Below are 17,264 nucleotides of genomic sequence, written 5' to 3' on the forward strand. Positions count from 1 at the left end.
GACCTTATCAAGGATGCCACAGAAAGTTTTTCCTTGTCAAACAAATTCTAAAAAAACTTTCTGGAGTGGGTTTTAAGAACTTGAGAGTTCCGAATTCAAGGTACCCCCAAGTCGCCAACGCCCTAACCATCAGACCTCTGCAGATTTGGGCAATTGAGGCATCACACTGGACATCTCCAGAGCATTAACTGGTTTAGGCAACTGAGACATTAGACTAGCCATCTCTAAGGCACTCATGGCGTAATTCCAACCTAAGTTGCTTTTGATGCCTGCTCGTTCTAACGCCTGTTGCATAGAGTCGGTGGTTAAAATACCAAACACCACTGGAACGCCAGTTTGAAACCCTGCTGCTGCAATACCTTTAGAAACTTCAGCCGCAACATAGTCAAAGTGAGGGGTTTGACCACGAATGACAGCCCCTAAACAAATGATGGCATCGTATTGTCCACTGAGAGCCAGCTGTCGGGCCACTAAAGCCACTTCAAAGCTACCAGGGACCCAGGCGTAGTCTACTTGGTTACCATTGGGGTCTACATTTACACCATGGCGCTTTAAGCAATCCTGGCATCCCTCTAGCAATTTGTTAGTAACCAAATCATTGAATCGACCAATTACGATTGCAAATTTAGCAGCGCTGGCACGGTCGAAACTTCCTTCAAAAACAGCCATGGAGTTCTCTACTTTTTCAAAAAAATAAGGTGGTAGGTCTCAATGACCTTACCACCCGACAGCAAATATTTTTCACCAGTAAAACACTCAGCAATGACAGCTGCTTAAGTGCCCAAAACTAGGTTTCGAAATAATGGCTTACACCACAAAATAATTCAGACTACCTACTACGATTACCAGGACTGCCCAGATAATAGAGCCAAGGAATATCAATCGCTTGGATTGATCCCAGTTTTGGGGTGAAGCATAGGCCACGGGAACCCCAATAACCATAACGAAAGACCAAACTACCAGAACAAACAGAAACAGTTGAAACAGGATAGACATAACGCGCCACTCTCAAGACAGCAAAAAATCTGATTCACCGTGCCCAGTCGGAAAACTGCCATATTAACCGAATAGAATTTCGCCTCTAAAGCTGGGCAAGCATCTTAATCTATCGATGGTGATACAGTATGGAGCACTGATTGCTCTGCTTAGTAAGCTATCAAATATTAGGTACTTAAAGAAAGCGTTTTATTTGAATCCCTTGGGATTAATTTTTCTGAACTAATATTTGCAGATTGCCATCGACAAGTCAGTTGCTTGGGCTGATGGATCTCCTATGGACTTAATCCTTTGTCATACCACTGCAGATTTTGACACGTTGGGAGCAGCGGTTGGCTTGGCTTGCCTGAATCCGGGCAGTCGGATTGTACTGACCGGTGGGGCTCATCCAGCCGTCAAATCCTTTTTAGCCCTGCATCGGGATGAGTATCCCCTGATTGAACGACGGGCGGTGACGACGTCTATGATTCGTTCAATTACGTTGGTAGACACTCACCAACGTCATCGGGTAGGAACCGCCGCCACTTGGATTGAACATGCGATCGCAACCCAGCTACCCATCACAATTTATGACCACCATACGGAGTCTTCTCCTGATATGCCTGGCAAAACCCATATTGAGGCGGTAGGAGCCACTACCACCCTTGTGGTGGAAGCCTTACAACAGTCTGACAGACAGATTTCCTCTACCCAAGCCACAGTCATGGCCCTCGGTATCCATGTCGACACGGGTTCATTGACATTCGCCCAGGCCACAGCTCGAGACGCCTATGCCCTGGCCTGGTTAATGGAACAAGGGGCAAATCAGCAAACCATTGCTGAAGCAGTGGAACCCGGTTTATCAACCACCCTCCAAAATTTGCTGAGCACAGCCCTGGACACCACAAAAATTCAGCAAATCGAAGGCTACACCATAGGCACTATCTATCTAAAAACAGACAATTTTGTACCTGGGCTCTCAGGGTTGGCCAGTCATTTAATAGCTCTATTAGGTTTGGATAGTTTACTGCTAGGGAGTGTTTACACATCTAAGGCCAAACCTCGGCTGACATTAATTGGCCGTACCCGCCCTCAAACCGGCATGAACTGTCGGGCATTGCTCCAACCCCATGGTGGCGGAGGTCATGTCTGTGCGGCATCGGCGAATCTCACTTCCGATGAACCTGAAACCATTTTCCATCAACTCTGTGATGCTGTTGTCCAATCCCACACCCAATCAGTCACAGCTCAGGATGTTATGTCTTCGCCAGTACGGACTATCCGACCAACAACTACGGTAGCGGATGCACAGCGCATTTTACTGCGCTATGGCCACGCCGGTCTGTGTGTGGCTGACGACATCGGGAAACTACAGGGAATTATTTCTCGGCGAGACATTGACTTAGCGCTACACCATGGTTTTAGTCATGCTCCGGTAAAAGGGTATATGACCCTCAACTTGAAGACCATCACGCCTTATACCCCCCTGAGCAAGATTCAGGCCTTGATGGTCACCTATGACGTGGGTAGATTGCCCGTACTGGATGGAAATGAGCTGGTGGGTATTGTCACCCGCACTGACGTTTTACGACAGATGTACCCACCTCAAGCGGTGGATGACGATGCCCTCACACCGCTCAAAACCAATGTATATGAAAGATTACAAACGTCATTGCAAGCCTATCCCACAGCTTTAGAGTCCAAAGAGCTATGGACGTTGTTAACTCACATTGCCCTAGCGGCCCAGGAACAGGGGTGGCATCTCTATTTGGTGGGTGGAGCTGTACGGGATTTATTATTGGCTCCTATCGATCAAATGGTGCCCCTCAAAGACATTGACTTGGTGGTAGATAGCTTTCGATCTCCTGTTGTAGAAGGGGCCGGCATCGTTTTGGCCCAGCAGCTACAACAGCAGTACCCAGATGCTGAACTCCAGATCCATGGAGAGTTTCAAACTGCCGCTTTAATCTGGCGGACACGGGCTGGCCATGCTCCGTTGATGATTGATATTGCCACCGCCCGCACCGAGTTTTATCCCTATCCCGCTGCCAATCCAGAGGTTGAACCCAGCTCAATTCGCCAAGATCTCTATCGGCGTGACTTTACCATCAACGCCATGGCCATTCGTCTGACATCGCCTCAGCCAGGGTTGCTGCTAGACTTTTTTGGAGGCTATTTGGATATCCAGCAGCGCCAGGTGCGGGTACTCCATGCCAATAGCTTTATCGAGGACCCTACTCGCATTTTTCGAGCTGTACGTTTTGCCGTGCGTTTAGGCTTCGGCCTCGACTCTCAAACTGAAACTTTTATCCGTTATGCGGTAGATAGCGGCATCTATGCGGACCTGCAGGCACAGCAAACAAAGAAACGAATGCCAGCCCTGCAAACACGACTTAAAGCTGAGCTGACCTACATTTTCCAGGCCGATTACTGGGCTCAGTCCCTAGGATTATTGGATAAGCTCGGTGCTTTAAGCTGCCTGCATCCATCTTTGACCATTGATGCAGACCTATGGCGGCAAATGCATCGGGCCGGTCGTTGGCGACAGCGATTTATCGATGAAGTGGGCAAAGATATTGGTGTGGAAGCCTGGCTCATTAGGCTTGAGGTTTTGCTGGCAAGGGTGGAGGTGCGATCGCAAATAGCAACCAACTTACAGTTACCCCTCGGCTCAATTCAGCGATTACAACAGCTAGCACAGGTTGAAAATCAATTGTTAGAACAATTTCAGCACGCTGATCAGCCCCAGCCTAGCTTTATCTATCAGACCTTAGCCCCCCACGACCTGCCTAGCCTATTGCTGATTAGCGTACGCCATCCTCGATCAATTGGCACTTACATTTGGTATTACATCAGCCATCTGATTCACATCTGCCCTCCCATTAATGGACATCACCTTAAACAGTTGGGTTACATTCCTGGCCCTCTATATCGTCAAATATTGACTGCTCTAACCCATGCAACCCTAGATGGAGAGATCAATTCCATAGCTTCAGCTGAAACCTACCTGCATCATCACTATCCCCTTGAAGTTAAGTAGCAAACAGACGTTAAGTAGCAAACAATTTAAATTGGTCGAAATCCTCTAACACGAGTTCATATAGCCATAAAGGATAAAAGTTACTTAGCTAATACCATTGCCATTTCTCCACTGCTATCGATAAAGTTGGAAATTGAGGAAATATTAAATCCCATCCGCACTTAACTCACCTGGCAAGCGTCAAATGTTCTAGTGAAGCTTGCGGCCTATCAGACAGCATCGTTATTTCATCCTCTTATCCTCAAAACTTTCAGCGACTTCTTACTGAAGCTTTTTGTGTTCGTATGCAGATAATGCCGCCGCCAACTAGATCCACTGTGAAGACTTCAAGGCCAAAATCTGTCAGAGTTTCCAAACAGAAATTATTCTCTTTAGTTGCAACAGCAGCTTTAGCCAGTACCCTGGGTATTGCTATGGGCAGCACCTTACGTTTTCAAGTATTAGCTGTGAGTCCAGCACCACTGTTTAATCCCCAACAAAACTTTCCTCCGTTAGCAGAATGGCCCCCCCAGGTACCCTTAGTTAAAGAGCGTAATGCCTTTGATATTGATCAAGAAAATTCAATATCGCCCCCTCAGTTGGTTTACACCAATACTCCCGATACGGATGTCGAAAACTATAACGTCAGCGAAGACATCTACCGTGATGAAGAATTTCCTGCTGAGGAAGCTGTAATTCTAGACGATGCTTCTAGCCCAATTCCAGCTACCTTCAATGAAAAAGATGCTGTACGGGATATTACGAACGAAGTTTTCGAAGAAGAATCCTTACCTCCAGTAGTCTCAACCAATAGAGGAGAGCTCACCCCTGAGCCTGGCTTCAGCGATGAGCCACCAGCTGACTACACAATCCCCTTAACTGAAACGCCTTCTTGGTTTAACAAACAGCCCGCGTCAGAATCTCAGTTTGAAGATGGGCCGATTATTATCGCTCCGGAAGAACCCATCCAGTCATCTGATTTACTGTCAGATTGACTTAACTACAGTAGATTAGAAAAGTTTCCATCTCTAGAAAATATTGGGTGGGTTTGGTTATTGGGCTCAGGTAGTCTTAAACCATGGGTATAATGTCGCTTAGATATCCGTAATTTTTTTTATGAGCAATCCAACGCTGCAAGCGTTCTTTCTGGGACGTGCCTTAGCAACGGCTATCGGTGAAAAAGTTGAGGAAGCTATTACTACTGGCATGAGTGGTGTTGGCCGCTTTGACGCTGAGCAGAGAGAATGGCTACATCGATTTGTTGAAGATGTTTTTGAACAGGCTCAATCCTCCCAAGCAGGGATGGACTCTGAGACTGATGATGGTGTAGGTGAAGATCTGCAGGCAACAATCGATAATCTGCGCGCTGAAATTGCTCAAGTGCGTGTTGCTCTACAGCAATATCGTTCTTCTTAATTTCTAGACGACGCTCCCACAGTTAGATGCTCACATCTAACTGTGGGAGCGTCGTTCCTTAACAGTTTCGCGTTCCGTTCATAGTTATAAGAATCCGCTGGCCATCTAGGAGACTGCGTGTCTACAGTTCCCAATACAACTGATCAGCCATCGTCCAGTGAGCGTTCTAGTGAGCACTCACTCAATGGGCATGGTGGCGATAATTCCCGACTAGCCCTAGTTGAAGTAGCGGATGCAGCCTTAGAAGCAAGACAGCTTGCCGACAAACCGCTTAATGTGACATCAGTCGAGACAAACTATCGCTGGAACCGACGTTATAGTCGTCCAGAGCGATTTGTTGATATCTGGTCATTTTTTCTATCCTTCTTGGGTAAACGCTGGCTGTATAACAAGTCTTGGAGTTATGCCGGAGGCATATCACCTGAAAAACAGGCGGCTCGAAGACGCGCCCAAGCTCGTTGGATTCGCTTGACTTTCTTAAACCTTGGGCCAACATTCATTAAATTAGGCCAACTATTCTCCACTCGTTCTGATTTATTTCCCACTGAATACGTTGAAGAGCTGTCTAAACTCCAGGATCAAGTTCCAGCCTTCAGCTATGAACAAGTCAAGGCAATTATTGAGGATGACTTGGGGAGACCCATTGGGGAACTATATCGAACCTTTGACCCAATACCGCTAGCAGCAGCTAGCCTAGGGCAGGTACATCGGGCTCAGCTCCATTCAGGTGAAGAAATCGTTGTTAAAGTTCAACGACCTGGCTTGCAACGTCTCTTTCAAATAGACCTTTCGATTTTGAAGGGCATTGCCCATTATTTTCAGAGTCATCCTGAGTGGGGTAGAGGGCGAGACTGGATCGGCATCTATGAAGAGTGCTGTCGTATTCTTTGGTTAGAAATCGACTTCCTCCACGAAGGTCGCAATGCAGATACCTTCCGGCGTAATTTCCGCGCTATTGATTGGGTAAAAGCCCCTCGTATTTATTGGCGCTACGCATCACGACGAGTATTAACCTTAGAGTATTTGCCAGGCATTAAGATAAGTCATTACGAGTCTCTAGAAGCTGCAGGCTTAGATCGTCAACAACTAGCCCAATTGGGAGCTCAAGCATACTTGCATCAGCTTCTAAATGATGGGTTTTTCCATGCCGATCCTCATCCTGGCAATATTGCTGTGAATCCAGATGGTGCTCTAATCTTTTATGATTTTGGCATGATGGGGCAGATCCAACCGCTTACCCGCGATGGTCTGATGCGGACCTTTATGGGAGTATCTCAGCGAAATGCCGATATGGTAATGGCGTCCCTAATTGACTTAGGTGCGTTAACAGAAACTGAGGACATGGGGCCTGTGCGTCGCTCGATTCAGTATATTCTGGATAACTTCATGGATAAGCCTTTTGAGGAACAGTCCATTACTGCTATCAGCGACGATTTGTATGCGGTTGCCTACGATCAACCCTTCCGGTTTCCAGCAACGTTTACATTCGTTATGCGAGCTTTTTCCACATTAGAAGGTGTCGGGAAAGGCCTAGATCCAGACTTTAACTTTATGGAAGCCGCAAAACCGTTTGCTAATCAGCTTATGACTAACGTTTCTAATTCTTCTACCAATGGACTGATCGGCGAAATAGGTCGTCAAGCCGCTCAAGTTGGAAGTTCAGCATTTGGCTTGCCACGGCGAATTGAGGACTCGCTTGACCGGTTGGATCGAGGCGATATTCGGGTAAGAGTACGCTCTATTGAAACAGATCGTGCTATACGTCGCCTTAGTAGTGTCAATTTAATGACAAACTACACTCTGCTGTTGGGCACGTTTACTCTGTCAGCTACCCTTTTGTTAATTAGTCAATTACCATGGGTTGCTTTGGGTATGATATTACCCGCCATTGCTTCGGGAATAGCGTTAGTCCGCGCCTTGATGCGTCTTGGTCGCACTGATCGTATGCCTTAGTTCCTCCCTTTATGCCTAGATGCTTTATGCAACGCTTTTTTGCCGGTTTAACTGATCCAGGATTGCTACGCACTAGTAATCAAGATGCTTATTACCTGGATGATTTAGGCCGTTTTTTTGTGGTTGCAGATGGCATGGGGGGACATGCTGGTGGCCAGGAGGCCAGTCGTTTAGCGACAGAAGCTATTTATCAGTATCTGGACAATCATTGGGAGAGTTCAGAGGCTCCCGATGTAATGCTACGCAAAGCGTTTATCGCAGCTAATGACGCTATATTAAAAGACCAATATCACCATCCTGAGCGGGCAGATATGGGGACAACTGCCGTAGCAGTGATGTTCCGAGATTGTGACAACCATCCCTGGTGCGCCCACGTCGGTGACTCTCGTCTTTATCGCTTACGAGGGGCTAAGCTAGACCAAATTACCACCGATCACACTTGGGTTGCTAAAGCTATCGAAGATGGTGAATTGACTCCCGATGAATCTAAGCATCATCCTTGGCGGCATGTGCTTTCCCAATGTTTAGGCAGAGAAGATTTAAACCGCATCGACATTCAGTCACTGGATGTCGATGCGGGTGATCGACTATTGTTATGCAGCGATGGATTAACTGAGGAGTTGTCTGATCCCCTAATTGCTACCCATTTAAAGAGTATTCGTTCATGCCCAACTGCTGTTGAATCTCTGGTTGATGCAGCCAAACAGCGGGGTGGACGGGACAATATTACAGTAGTGGTAGTAGCCTTTCAAGATTAATTTTCCACTGTAGCACTGTTGCACATAAGGACTCTACAGCAGAAAATTAGGCGTGAATCTCAATGCTATGAGGGTAGAGTGAAGCCAGATGTTTAAAAGTGCACTAGTCTGTACTGATTTTGAGGATAGTCTCCAACGGCTGATCAAGTTTGTGCCTGATTTAGTTCAGTCTGGCTTAGATACAGTAGTTTTTTTCCATAATGTTTCGATTACAACTGAGCGCGAAATTCCTCAAGTGAACGATGACGCTGTTGAAGAAGCCAAACTGCAGCTCGCGGCAGCTAATGAAGCTGCACTACCTGATGGCAAGTCAGTTATCGTTGATGTTCGTTCGGGGCGTGTCATCAATAATATTGAGAAGGCAGTGCGCTGCTACGATACTGATGTACTGCTTCTGGGGACTCCCACGCGTTCGCTTTTAGCTGAAAAATTTTTTGGTAGCACAACCACGGGGATTACCAAGCAACTTAATATACCGCTTGTAATTTTAAGACCCCAGTTGGTAGCTACCTATCGTGAGCAAGAGCTGGCGTTGCGTTGCCAAACTCTATTTACCCATTTATTAATTCCCTACGATGGCAGCAACAGTGCTAAACATCTAGTCTCACGTATCCAAGCAGCAGCTAAAACCAATGGTTATCCTAAGCAGTGCACACTTTGTTGGGTCATTGATGAGTGTATTCGTGTGGAACTAAGGGAGTCTGAAGAGCAGGTTCAGACTTTACTGGCTGAGGTAAAAGCAGACTTAGAAGCGTTTGGAATAGAGGTATTTACTGAGATTCGCCAGGGTGATCCTCAGGGTGAAGTCTTGAAATCAGCAGAGGTAAATGATATATCTGCGATCGCAATTTGCTCAGGCAGCTCCAAAGGGATTTTAAAATGGTCGGTCCCAAGCTTTACAAGTGCCATCTTACGTTCTAGTTGGCATCCAGTCATACATTTTCCCGGCATCAGTTAAATGTAAGGGGTGGCTTTGTAGTTAAGTATCAGATTGCATCGCTTCAAAACTCAAAAGCATCCGAGGTTTTAAGCTATCGTTTAGCTCCTTTCTAAGGATCTTTTTACTATCTCGAGGACTACCGATTGGAACAATCGTGCGGGCCATCAGGACCCATTCTTTCAGAAGTTTCTGCTGAGGTAGAGCAATGTGTAAACGACGAAAGTTTAGACACTGGTTAGGCGCTTCCTTTGAGAAAAAGAGAATGCGGTAGGCCCCCGCCGCACCCAAATGCCATACAAACTTTTGGTTACCAGGATTTTTGAGATCTAGGTAACTAGATAACCATCGTGCTCCATGGGTCTTGCTGTAGAACGCTGTAACCCAAAGAACCATGGGATGGGGATTACGAACACACAGAAAATTATTAGAACTCGTATTACCAATTCGTTGGTTAATTTCTTGCGCAGCCAGCATTGCCCAGAGTGTAGGCAACTGACGATTGCTCATGTTGAGCAGTTGAGGAAAAACGATTTCGGCAACAGGCGTAGTTTCGGGCCACATCTGTAGTCGACAAAAACGATCTTCTTCCGAATCGTTGGGTGGGTCCGATTTAGGAACCACCGGCAGCTCTCGCAACGTCCCCCTGATCTGCTTACCCAGATCAATTGAGCGACCAAAACGATTTTCTAAAGGCGCTAGACTATCCAAAAGATGGCTAACGCTATTAGGCCGTTGCGCCCGATCTTTCGCTAGACAGCGGAGAATCGTATCTTTTAACACCTTAGGTAATACACCATAGGGTGATAACCCATCCAACGGTATGGGGTCTTGGGAAAGATGGACTTTATACCAACCACCGAACGTATTATTACGAGGGCGCAACGGCAATGTACCTGTCAGCATCTGGTACATCATTACCCCAAGACTATAAATGTCGGAACGCCGATCAAGCTCTTGTCCCTCCATCTGCTCTGGAGATGCATAGGCCAACGTTCCCATAAAACTGCTGGTTTGCTCGCTGTTATCAACTTGAATTAATTTCGCGATACCAAAATCCAAAATCTTGACCAGCTCACCCACACTGGCACTTTGAGTAACCAAGATATTGCTGGGTTTAATATCACGATGAATAATAGGAATAATTTGACCGTTCAGAACGATGCCTTTATGGGCTGTCTCCAGCCCTAAACAAATCTGGCGAATAAAGTCGAGAAAACGTGGAATAGGCAAAGGAGTTGGGTGAATGACCTGGCCTAAATTTTTTCCCTTCAAATATTCCATAACGTAGAAGGGAATCTCGTCATCCGTCACACCATAATCGGTAACCCTGACGACATGCATACTATTGTTTCCTAGCTGAGCACAGGTCATGGCCTCACGCATAAACCGCTGGGCCATATGCTCATTAAGCAGGGTTTGAGAAAGGAATTTAACAGCAACAGGAACACCTCCGAGGAGCATATCTTCAGCCAAATAGACTTTACCCATGGAGCCTTGACCTATTGAGTCCATGAGCTCATAGCGATTGGCAAGTCTGCGACCGAAATTACTGTCTGTCATGTAAGGCTGTTTTTCTAAGCAAATAATACATAGCGTTGGTCCTATTGCTGAGAATAGCGAAAAACCTAAAACACTCAGCTACAGCCACAAATCAACGCATCAAGACCTATGACATCAAGGTTGCTACTCGTCGTAAACTAGGTTGCCCCGCCCCTTTTCGCTGTAATGCCCCAGAGACACAACTGGTAGCTTAGCAATAAAAGTATTTTAGAAAATAGGTGATGGCAGTGTAGCGATTTTGCCCCATCTAAAGGGCAATCAGCATGTTAAATCGCAACAAACCAGAATTCCTCCCGATTCGAACTTCACTAGCTTTAAGAACGTTTTAACTGTTCTTAAAATACCCGTTTTGTCTAACACACCCCCATTCTATAGAGAGCAACAGTGCCAGATCTACCAGAGCATCTGAGGCTTTAGATTGGTATTCAGCTCTTTTCTCAGCATACTTTTACTGTCCTGGGAACTACCTACTGAGATAGTCGTACGTGCCCTCAGCACCCATTCCTTAAGGAGTTTTCGCTGAGGGGGAGCAATATGTAAACGGCGAGAATCAACAAATTGGTTAGGAAAGTCTTTAGCGAAAAACAGCACACGATAACTACCGTTTCCCCCTAAATGCCAAATAATTTTTCCATGGTAAGGGTTTTTAAGATCTAGATAGCTAGATAGCCATCGAGGCCCTTGAACTTTACTGTGAAACGCCGTCACCCATAGAACCATGGGATGAGGGTTAAGGGTACATAAAAAATTGTTGTAGCCGGTGTTACTAACGCGTTGCTCTATTTCTTGCGCAGATAGCATAACCCACAGTGTAGGCAATTGGCGTTCGCCCATAGTCAAGAGTTTTGGAAAAACAATCTCAGCAATCGGCTTATCCTTCGGCCATACTTGCTGCCGGTAAAACCGCTCTTCCTCAGACTCTTGTGGCAGCTCTTCGGGATCTTTCGCTGACCTTAGAAAGGCTGACATGGGACTGTCAACAGCCCCTTCAAGATGTGCCAGCAAATGGCTAACGCTAGTCGGTCGCCGGGACCGTTCCTTGGCTAAACACCCCATTACTGCTTCTTTGAGCCGTTGCGGCAATGTGCCATAGGGCGATAACCCATCTAAGGGTGTTGGTTCTTGAGAACGGTGGGCTTTATACCAGCCTCCAAACGTATTAACCTTCGGACATAATGGCAGCGTACCTGTCAACATCTGGTACATCATGACACCCAAGCTGTAGATGTCAGAACGACTATCCAGCTCTTGACCTTCCATCTGCTCTGGTGACGCGTAGGCTAAGGTTCCCAAAAAGCTGCTGGTTTGCTCACTGATACCGGCTTGCGTCAACTTCGCAATACCAAAATCTAAAACCTTGACCAGCTCCCCTACACTGGCACTTTGAGTGACCAGAATATTGCTAGGTTTGATATCTCGATGAATAATAGGCACAAGCTGACCATCGAGAATAATGCCTTTATGAGCTGTCTGAAGGCCTAAACAAATTTGTCTAGTAAAATCGAGAAATCGTTTGACTGGTAGGGGATGAGACTGAATCACTTGGCCCAGATTTTTGCCCTTCAGATATTCCATGACGTAGAACGGCACACCATCATCAGCCACACCATAATCGGTAACTCTGACGACATGGATACTGTTATTTCCCAGCTGGGCACAGGTCATGGCCTCATGCATAAATCGCTGGGTCATTTGCTCATTTAGCAGGGTTTGAGCCAAAAATTTAACAGCAACCGGCACACCACCAAGCAGCGTGTCTTTGGCCAAATAGACTTTTCCCATGGAGCCTTGGCCTATGGAGTCCATGAGCTCATAGCGATTGGCAAGTCTACGACCGAAGTTATTGTCTGTCATTGAACGCTGCGCTTCTAAACCAACAATATAGCCACTGCGATTTTTGCAAGGTTGACAGTGCGAGCTTATAAAGCAAGCTCATTCAGCCTTAATTCCCAGTCTAGAGAATTAAGTAGCCAATTTTACCGTTGCTGATTTCAGGGATGAATCGATCTGACAAAATTGCCCCACATCAGCATTGTCAGATTAAATCCTCCCGGGGATCAGCAACGCCCAAATTTTATTAGCCTTGGTGTCTAAAAACACAATTTGAGAGTTCGACTATCTATCAATACATAGGACTAAGCAAACTCCCAGGGCGAATTGATAGCAACTTGAAGAATAGTTTCATCAGCCTAACTCTGATGACGTTCAACGACAGCTTCCATGGTGCTGGTCAGATGATGACCTGCCATAATGCCTCCGGAGAAATGATATCGCTTTGGACTTAGGCGGTAGAGGGTTTCAAACCCGGTACGCATTTGTCTATCCTGCAGTGCCCAGTATTGTTGAACAATTGAACTAGGGGCGATCCAACCTTCACCTTCTACTCGCCCAAGGACACTGTGCTGCAATACAAATGTGTATTGACGATCGCCTCTGACAATCCGCCCTTTATACTGCAAGGAAATATCGTCTAATTCTCCATTAGGAAAAATGAGCTTGGTAACCATTGTGAACCAATCATTGCTATTCCAAGCAACCAGGATTTTGCCTTTGACAGTTATAGGGAGTAAATCCCTGGCTAACCAACTCCCTTGAAGGGTCCAGCGTCCTGGCTCAATCAGAAAACTGTGACTCACGTGTTCTCCCTAGTGGTTTGATGAAAATGCGCAATCGAACAATCAACAGTTTATGGATTTGAGACGTTAAACCTTAAAGCTCTGAGTGCATGTGTTCTTAACCTTAACAGGTATACCCTTACGGAAGAGATGAAAACGATAGCTATGGCTATCGTCACACCGTACCCTGTGGTTCAGTTGTTAGTCGTTAACGCTATCACCAACTGTATAAATGTTGCCAAGCAGGCAAGGTTGACGAGCACCGGTAACAGCAAGGATATTACCTGGATGTTGATGCCAACGCCAATATCCTAGGACAGTGAAAGCAATAGCTTCCTTATGACTGCTGCTGATACCAGCAGCATCAGTAGTCATAAGGTTGACGCTAGGCAATCTAAGCTGAAGCTGCGATCGCAAATATCCATTTTGACTACCTCCGCCACACAACAAGACCTCATCTGGAAGACAGGGTAGCTGTTGGTAACTGTCAGCAATAGTTGCAGCCGTAAAGGCTGTCAAAGTCGATAGAAAATCGGCTTGACTCAGATCAAGTGCCTGAGCCTCTTGCCAACACCGCTGACCATAGTCAGCACCAAATAGTTCCCGTCCTGTCGATTTTGGAGGAGGCTGCCGAAAAAATGACTGAGCAAGCCACTGATCAATTAAGCGCTGACAAGGGTGCCCTTGGGCTGCCCAGTCACCGTTGTGATCATAGGTTAGGTTGCCATCGCTAAACAGGCTCACAGCCCAGTCGATCAGGGCATTACCAGGCCCCGTATCCCAGCCAACAATAGCTGCTGGTGGTGGACCCGCTCGATCCCAAGGCGGCAGGTAAGTGAGGTTGCCAATACCGCCAATATTTTGTACACAGCGATGGTGCTGAGCATGACTGAGAAGACTAGCATCTACCGGTGGCACCAGGGGAGCCCCCTGGCCACCAGCTGCAATATCAGCAGCACGAAAGTTACTGATGGTAGGTGTTTGGGTGAGCTCCGCAATTAGCTCTCCACGTCCCATTTGCCAGCTATAGCCCATCTGCTGGGCGGTTGGGGGCCGATGATAAACCGTTTGGCCATGGGAAGCAATTAATTCAGCTGTACCTAAATGGTTGGCAGCGTTAGCAAAGGCGATCGCAATATCGTCATCCATGCCAGCAATATCGGCCATCGCTAAAGGTTTATTAGCGCATACGGCCAGGATGCGATCTCGCAGAGACGGTGAATAGTCAGCAGTATGAGCCGCCAACAGTTCAACCTTCACCCCATATCCTTTACCTGTTACCTCCACCAAAGCTGCATCAATGCCATCGACAGAGGTACCACTCATCAGGCCAATGACTTTCATACCCCTACTTACCTAGCTCTACATAGGTAGCTTATCAATGCCTTTGTTAGAACCCACCACTACCATCAAGGTTCCAGCTCTCAATCGAGTCACTGGACTGGGATTGATCTCAAACTTGTCCATAGCATTGGCTTTGCTGATAGCCATCAAGGTTAACCCATAGTGATTTCGTAGATCGAGTTCCACAATGGTTTTACCGTCAAATTCTTGAGGAACGACCACCTCTACAATGCTGTGATCTGGATCAAGCTCAAATCGATCGAGCACGCCTGGACGCGTTAGCGAGCGAGCGAGTTCACAGCCCATTTCAAACTCTGGAAAGACAACATGATCCGCCCCTACTCGCTGGAGCAACTTACCATGAATCTCTGTAGACGCTTTGGCAACTACGTTAGCAACGCCTGCCTCTTTAACATTGAGAGTCGTAATAATGCTCTCCTGGATGTAATTACCAATGGCAACAATCACCGTATCAAAGTCAGGAATGCCTGCCTCTTGCAAAGCGGACGGCTGGGTAGAATCCATCTGCACAGCATGGGCTGCAATTTGATCAGTTAGGACTTGAGCAACCCGATTTTCATCAGAATCAATCCCCAAAACCTCATACCCCATACCATGGAGCGTAAGACAGACAGCTCGCCCAAAACGCCCCAATCCGATAACCGCAAACTGACGATTATTAGCACGCAGATTCCTAAAAAACTTTAGTGACGATAAATTCACGTTGATTGCCAATAAATCAATAATGGAGTCTAAGTTGCATCTGATTCTGTAGCCTAAAGGTTTCTAAGATTAAACCTCCGATTCCGGAACAGATGACACCTATTTTGCCCAAAGGTCAAGCGGCTTAGCCATCCCCCATTGCTGAAGAATATCTCGCTACCCCATCAACATTAGTGTGTTAAAGCACCAATAGGGTGTAGGGTGTTTTTACTCTAATGAGAGTTTATCTTGAAAAATGGCTCTACCTTGCCATGCTCAAGCCTTAAACGACAATCACTCGTTCAGTATAAAGACGCCTTGAGCCAAATTCCTAAGTGACCCGCCAACAAACAATTGAGTATCGATTTCTTTCTTTGCTAGGCTTACCTAATGATCTTGGGAAGGAGATATCAGTGAACATTCAACTTGGTCGTGGCAAAACAGCAAGACGTGCCTATGGCATTGATGAAATCGCATTGGTGCCCGGCCCGAAAACCCTAGATCCAGAACTAGCCGACACGCGTTGGACCCTTGGTAACGTAGAACGTGAAGTTCCGATTATTGCCAGTGCGATGGACGGTGTTGTTGACGTCCGCATGGCAGTTGACCTGTCAAAGCTTGGTGCTCTCGGCGTCTTAAACTTAGAAGGTATTCAAACTCGTTACGCCGACCCCAACCCTGTGTTGGACCGCATTGTCTCTGTCGGCAAAGCAGAGTTTGTCCCTCTCATGCAAGAAATCTATGCTCAGCCAGTTCAGCCAGAGCTAATTAAGCAGCGCATTTCAGAGATCAAGACTCAAGGTGGGATCGCAGCCGTTAGCCTGACTCCAATGGGGGCAGCCAAGTATGGCACAACAGTAGCCGCAGCCGAGGCTGATCTAGTCTTTATTCAAGCAACGGTAGTATCTACCAACCATCTCTCTCCTGAATCTATCACTCCGTTAGATCTGGCAGAATTTTGTGCCGACATGCCTATGCCAGTGATTTTAGGCAACTGCGTTACCTATGAAGTCACCCTAGAGCTAATGAAAGCAGGCGCAGCAGGTGTTCTGGTTGGTATCGGTCCCGGCGCAGCCTGTACCTCACGAGGTGTATTAGGTGTGGGTGTTCCCCAAGCAACCGCTGTCTCCGACTGTGCAGCCGCTCGAGATGACTATCAACGTGAAACAGGACGTTATGTACCGGTAATCGCAGATGGAGGTTTAGTCACAGGGGGGGATATCTGCAAATCGATTGCTTCCGGTGCCGATGCAGTCATGATTGGGTCACCGTTTGCCCGAGCAGCCGAAGCTCCTGGTCGTGGATTTCACTGGGGTATGGCAACTCCCAGCCCAGTACTCCCCCGAGGGACACGTATCCAAGTAGGCACAACCGGTAGTCTGAAGCAGATTTTGCGGGGTCCAGCCCAGCTCGATGACGGTACCCATAATTTGTTAGGAGCCATCAAAACCAGCATGGGCACCCTGGGAGCTAAAGACTTAAAGGATATGCAACAGGTAGAGGTTGTCATTGCTCCCTCATTGCTGACGGAAGGGAAAGTGTACCAAAAAGCTCAGCAGTTGGGCATGGGTAAGTAGGCCATATTAAGATATATTCAGAGCATCAGCTTTTTAGATCACAAGGCAGCATGTTCTGAGTATGTTTTTTAATTAAAAGGTGATTTTCAAAAAAATTGTGGAGTGTTATTCATGATTTTCTCAAGATGATGATTGTTATCACACCTTGAGGATGACCAGCGTCACTAACACTACGTTTTCTTACAGACACAAGAAAACAAAACTTATAATCCGCGTCAGACCTCAAGTGTAGGGGATGGCAAAAGCTGAGACTTGACCTACAATAGGACTGAAAGCGGAGACGGAAGTTTCCGTTCACTCCTCACACCACACTCCGCCTAAACCTGTTTGGTTTAGGCGGTTCCTATATGAACCAAATTTGATAATTATTGATAATTCCTCAAGTTTGAATAAGACCTATGACAC

The 17,264-nt window shown here is 46.7% G+C and carries 14 protein-coding genes; 7 read left to right on the plus strand and 7 right to left on the minus strand.

Annotated elements, in window-relative coordinates; all coding sequences use genetic code 11:
- Positions 1-129: 129 nt before the first annotated feature.
- Positions 130-669, minus strand: coding sequence for a 6,7-dimethyl-8-ribityllumazine synthase (ribH, locus tag SPB21_RS18015; protein ID WP_163661508.1), 540 nt, complete (start codon positions 667-669; stop codon positions 130-132).
- Between the two features lie 138 nt (positions 670-807).
- Positions 808-996, minus strand: a complete 189-nt coding sequence (psbZ, locus tag SPB21_RS18020; protein WP_006515790.1) for a photosystem II reaction center protein PsbZ — start codon at positions 994-996, stop codon at positions 808-810.
- Between the two features lie 277 nt (positions 997-1,273).
- Here psbZ and SPB21_RS18025 point away from each other — a divergent pair, with 277 nt between their 5' ends.
- The 6 genes from SPB21_RS18025 (at position 1,274) to SPB21_RS18050 (ending at position 9,079) form a co-directional block, all read left to right on the plus strand.
- Complete coding sequence (locus tag SPB21_RS18025) at positions 1,274-4,015, plus strand: CBS domain-containing protein (protein ID WP_499867346.1); 2,742 nt, start codon at positions 1,274-1,276, stop codon at positions 4,013-4,015.
- Between the two features lie 413 nt (positions 4,016-4,428).
- Positions 4,429-4,989: a hypothetical protein gene (locus tag SPB21_RS18030; protein ID WP_499867347.1), complete on the plus strand. Its 561-nt coding sequence runs from the start codon at positions 4,429-4,431 to the stop codon at positions 4,987-4,989.
- Between the two features lie 121 nt (positions 4,990-5,110).
- On the plus strand, positions 5,111-5,410 hold the full coding sequence (locus SPB21_RS18035; protein ID WP_006515793.1) for a DUF6825 family protein: 300 nt from the start codon (positions 5,111-5,113) through the stop codon (positions 5,408-5,410).
- 276 nt (positions 5,411-5,686) lie between these two features.
- Complete coding sequence (locus tag SPB21_RS18040; protein WP_348917900.1) at positions 5,687-7,363, plus strand: ABC1 kinase family protein; 1,677 nt, start codon at positions 5,687-5,689, stop codon at positions 7,361-7,363.
- A 26-nt stretch (positions 7,364-7,389) separates the two neighbouring features.
- Positions 7,390-8,121 carry a PP2C family protein-serine/threonine phosphatase gene (locus SPB21_RS18045; protein WP_163661516.1) on the plus strand — a complete coding sequence of 244 codons (732 nt, stop codon included), beginning with the start codon at positions 7,390-7,392 and terminating at the stop codon, positions 8,119-8,121.
- Between the two features lie 88 nt (positions 8,122-8,209).
- Positions 8,210-9,079, plus strand: coding sequence for a universal stress protein (locus tag SPB21_RS18050; RefSeq protein ID WP_163661518.1), 870 nt, complete (start codon positions 8,210-8,212; stop codon positions 9,077-9,079).
- A 21-nt stretch (positions 9,080-9,100) separates the two neighbouring features.
- Here SPB21_RS18050 and SPB21_RS18055 read toward each other — a convergent pair whose 3' ends face one another.
- The 5 genes from SPB21_RS18055 to SPB21_RS18075 all read right to left on the minus strand — a co-directional run bounded on the left by SPB21_RS18055 (position 9,101) and on the right by SPB21_RS18075 (position 15,303).
- Positions 9,101-10,621: a serine/threonine protein kinase gene (locus SPB21_RS18055; protein ID WP_163661520.1), complete on the minus strand. Its 1,521-nt coding sequence runs from the start codon at positions 10,619-10,621 to the stop codon at positions 9,101-9,103.
- A 393-nt stretch (positions 10,622-11,014) separates the two neighbouring features.
- Positions 11,015-12,475, minus strand: a complete 1,461-nt coding sequence (locus SPB21_RS18060; RefSeq protein ID WP_163661522.1) for a serine/threonine protein kinase — start codon at positions 12,473-12,475, stop codon at positions 11,015-11,017.
- A 335-nt stretch (positions 12,476-12,810) separates the two neighbouring features.
- Positions 12,811-13,257 (minus strand): hypothetical protein, encoded by a 447-nt coding sequence (locus tag SPB21_RS18065; protein WP_163661524.1) that lies wholly within the window; start codon positions 13,255-13,257, stop codon positions 12,811-12,813.
- A 180-nt stretch (positions 13,258-13,437) separates the two neighbouring features.
- On the minus strand, positions 13,438-14,580 hold the full coding sequence (locus SPB21_RS18070; RefSeq protein ID WP_499867349.1) for an anhydro-N-acetylmuramic acid kinase: 1,143 nt from the start codon (positions 14,578-14,580) through the stop codon (positions 13,438-13,440).
- An 18-nt stretch (positions 14,581-14,598) separates the two neighbouring features.
- Positions 14,599-15,303, minus strand: a complete 705-nt coding sequence (locus tag SPB21_RS18075; RefSeq protein WP_006515801.1) for a potassium channel family protein — start codon at positions 15,301-15,303, stop codon at positions 14,599-14,601.
- A 392-nt stretch (positions 15,304-15,695) separates the two neighbouring features.
- Between SPB21_RS18075 and SPB21_RS18080 the strand changes: the two genes are divergently transcribed.
- The gene (locus SPB21_RS18080; RefSeq protein ID WP_163661527.1) at positions 15,696-16,859 is read left to right on the plus strand and encodes a GuaB3 family IMP dehydrogenase-related protein; all 1,164 of its coding nucleotides are present in this window, start codon (positions 15,696-15,698) and stop codon (positions 16,857-16,859) included.
- The last annotated feature ends 405 nt before the right edge of the window (positions 16,860-17,264 follow it).

The organism is Leptothoe sp. ISB3NOV94-8A (assembly GCF_043421595.1).
In the GTDB taxonomy this organism is placed as follows: Bacteria; Cyanobacteriota; Cyanobacteriia; order Phormidesmidales; family Phormidesmidaceae; genus Leptothoe; species Leptothoe turfae.

Coding starts and splice junctions, on each gene's coding strand:
- psbZ (WP_006515790.1), bottom strand. CDS start 996: ATGTCTATCCTGTTTCAACTGTTTCTGTTTGTTCTGGTAGTTTGGTCT.
- SPB21_RS18060 (WP_163661522.1), bottom strand. CDS start 12,475: ATGACAGACAATAACTTCGGTCGTAGACTTGCCAATCGCTATGAGCTC.
- SPB21_RS18055 (WP_163661520.1), bottom strand. CDS start 10,621: ATGACAGACAGTAATTTCGGTCGCAGACTTGCCAATCGCTATGAGCTC.
- SPB21_RS18025 (WP_499867346.1), top strand. CDS start 1,274: ATGGACTTAATCCTTTGTCATACCACTGCAGATTTTGACACGTTGGGA.
- SPB21_RS18030 (WP_499867347.1), top strand. CDS start 4,429: ATGGGCAGCACCTTACGTTTTCAAGTATTAGCTGTGAGTCCAGCACCA.
- SPB21_RS18045 (WP_163661516.1), top strand. CDS start 7,390: ATGCAACGCTTTTTTGCCGGTTTAACTGATCCAGGATTGCTACGCACT.
- SPB21_RS18070 (WP_499867349.1), bottom strand. CDS start 14,580: ATGAAAGTCATTGGCCTGATGAGTGGTACCTCTGTCGATGGCATTGAT.
- ribH (WP_163661508.1), bottom strand. CDS start 669: ATGGCTGTTTTTGAAGGAAGTTTCGACCGTGCCAGCGCTGCTAAATTT.
- SPB21_RS18050 (WP_163661518.1), top strand. CDS start 8,210: ATGTTTAAAAGTGCACTAGTCTGTACTGATTTTGAGGATAGTCTCCAA.
- SPB21_RS18035 (WP_006515793.1), top strand. CDS start 5,111: ATGAGCAATCCAACGCTGCAAGCGTTCTTTCTGGGACGTGCCTTAGCA.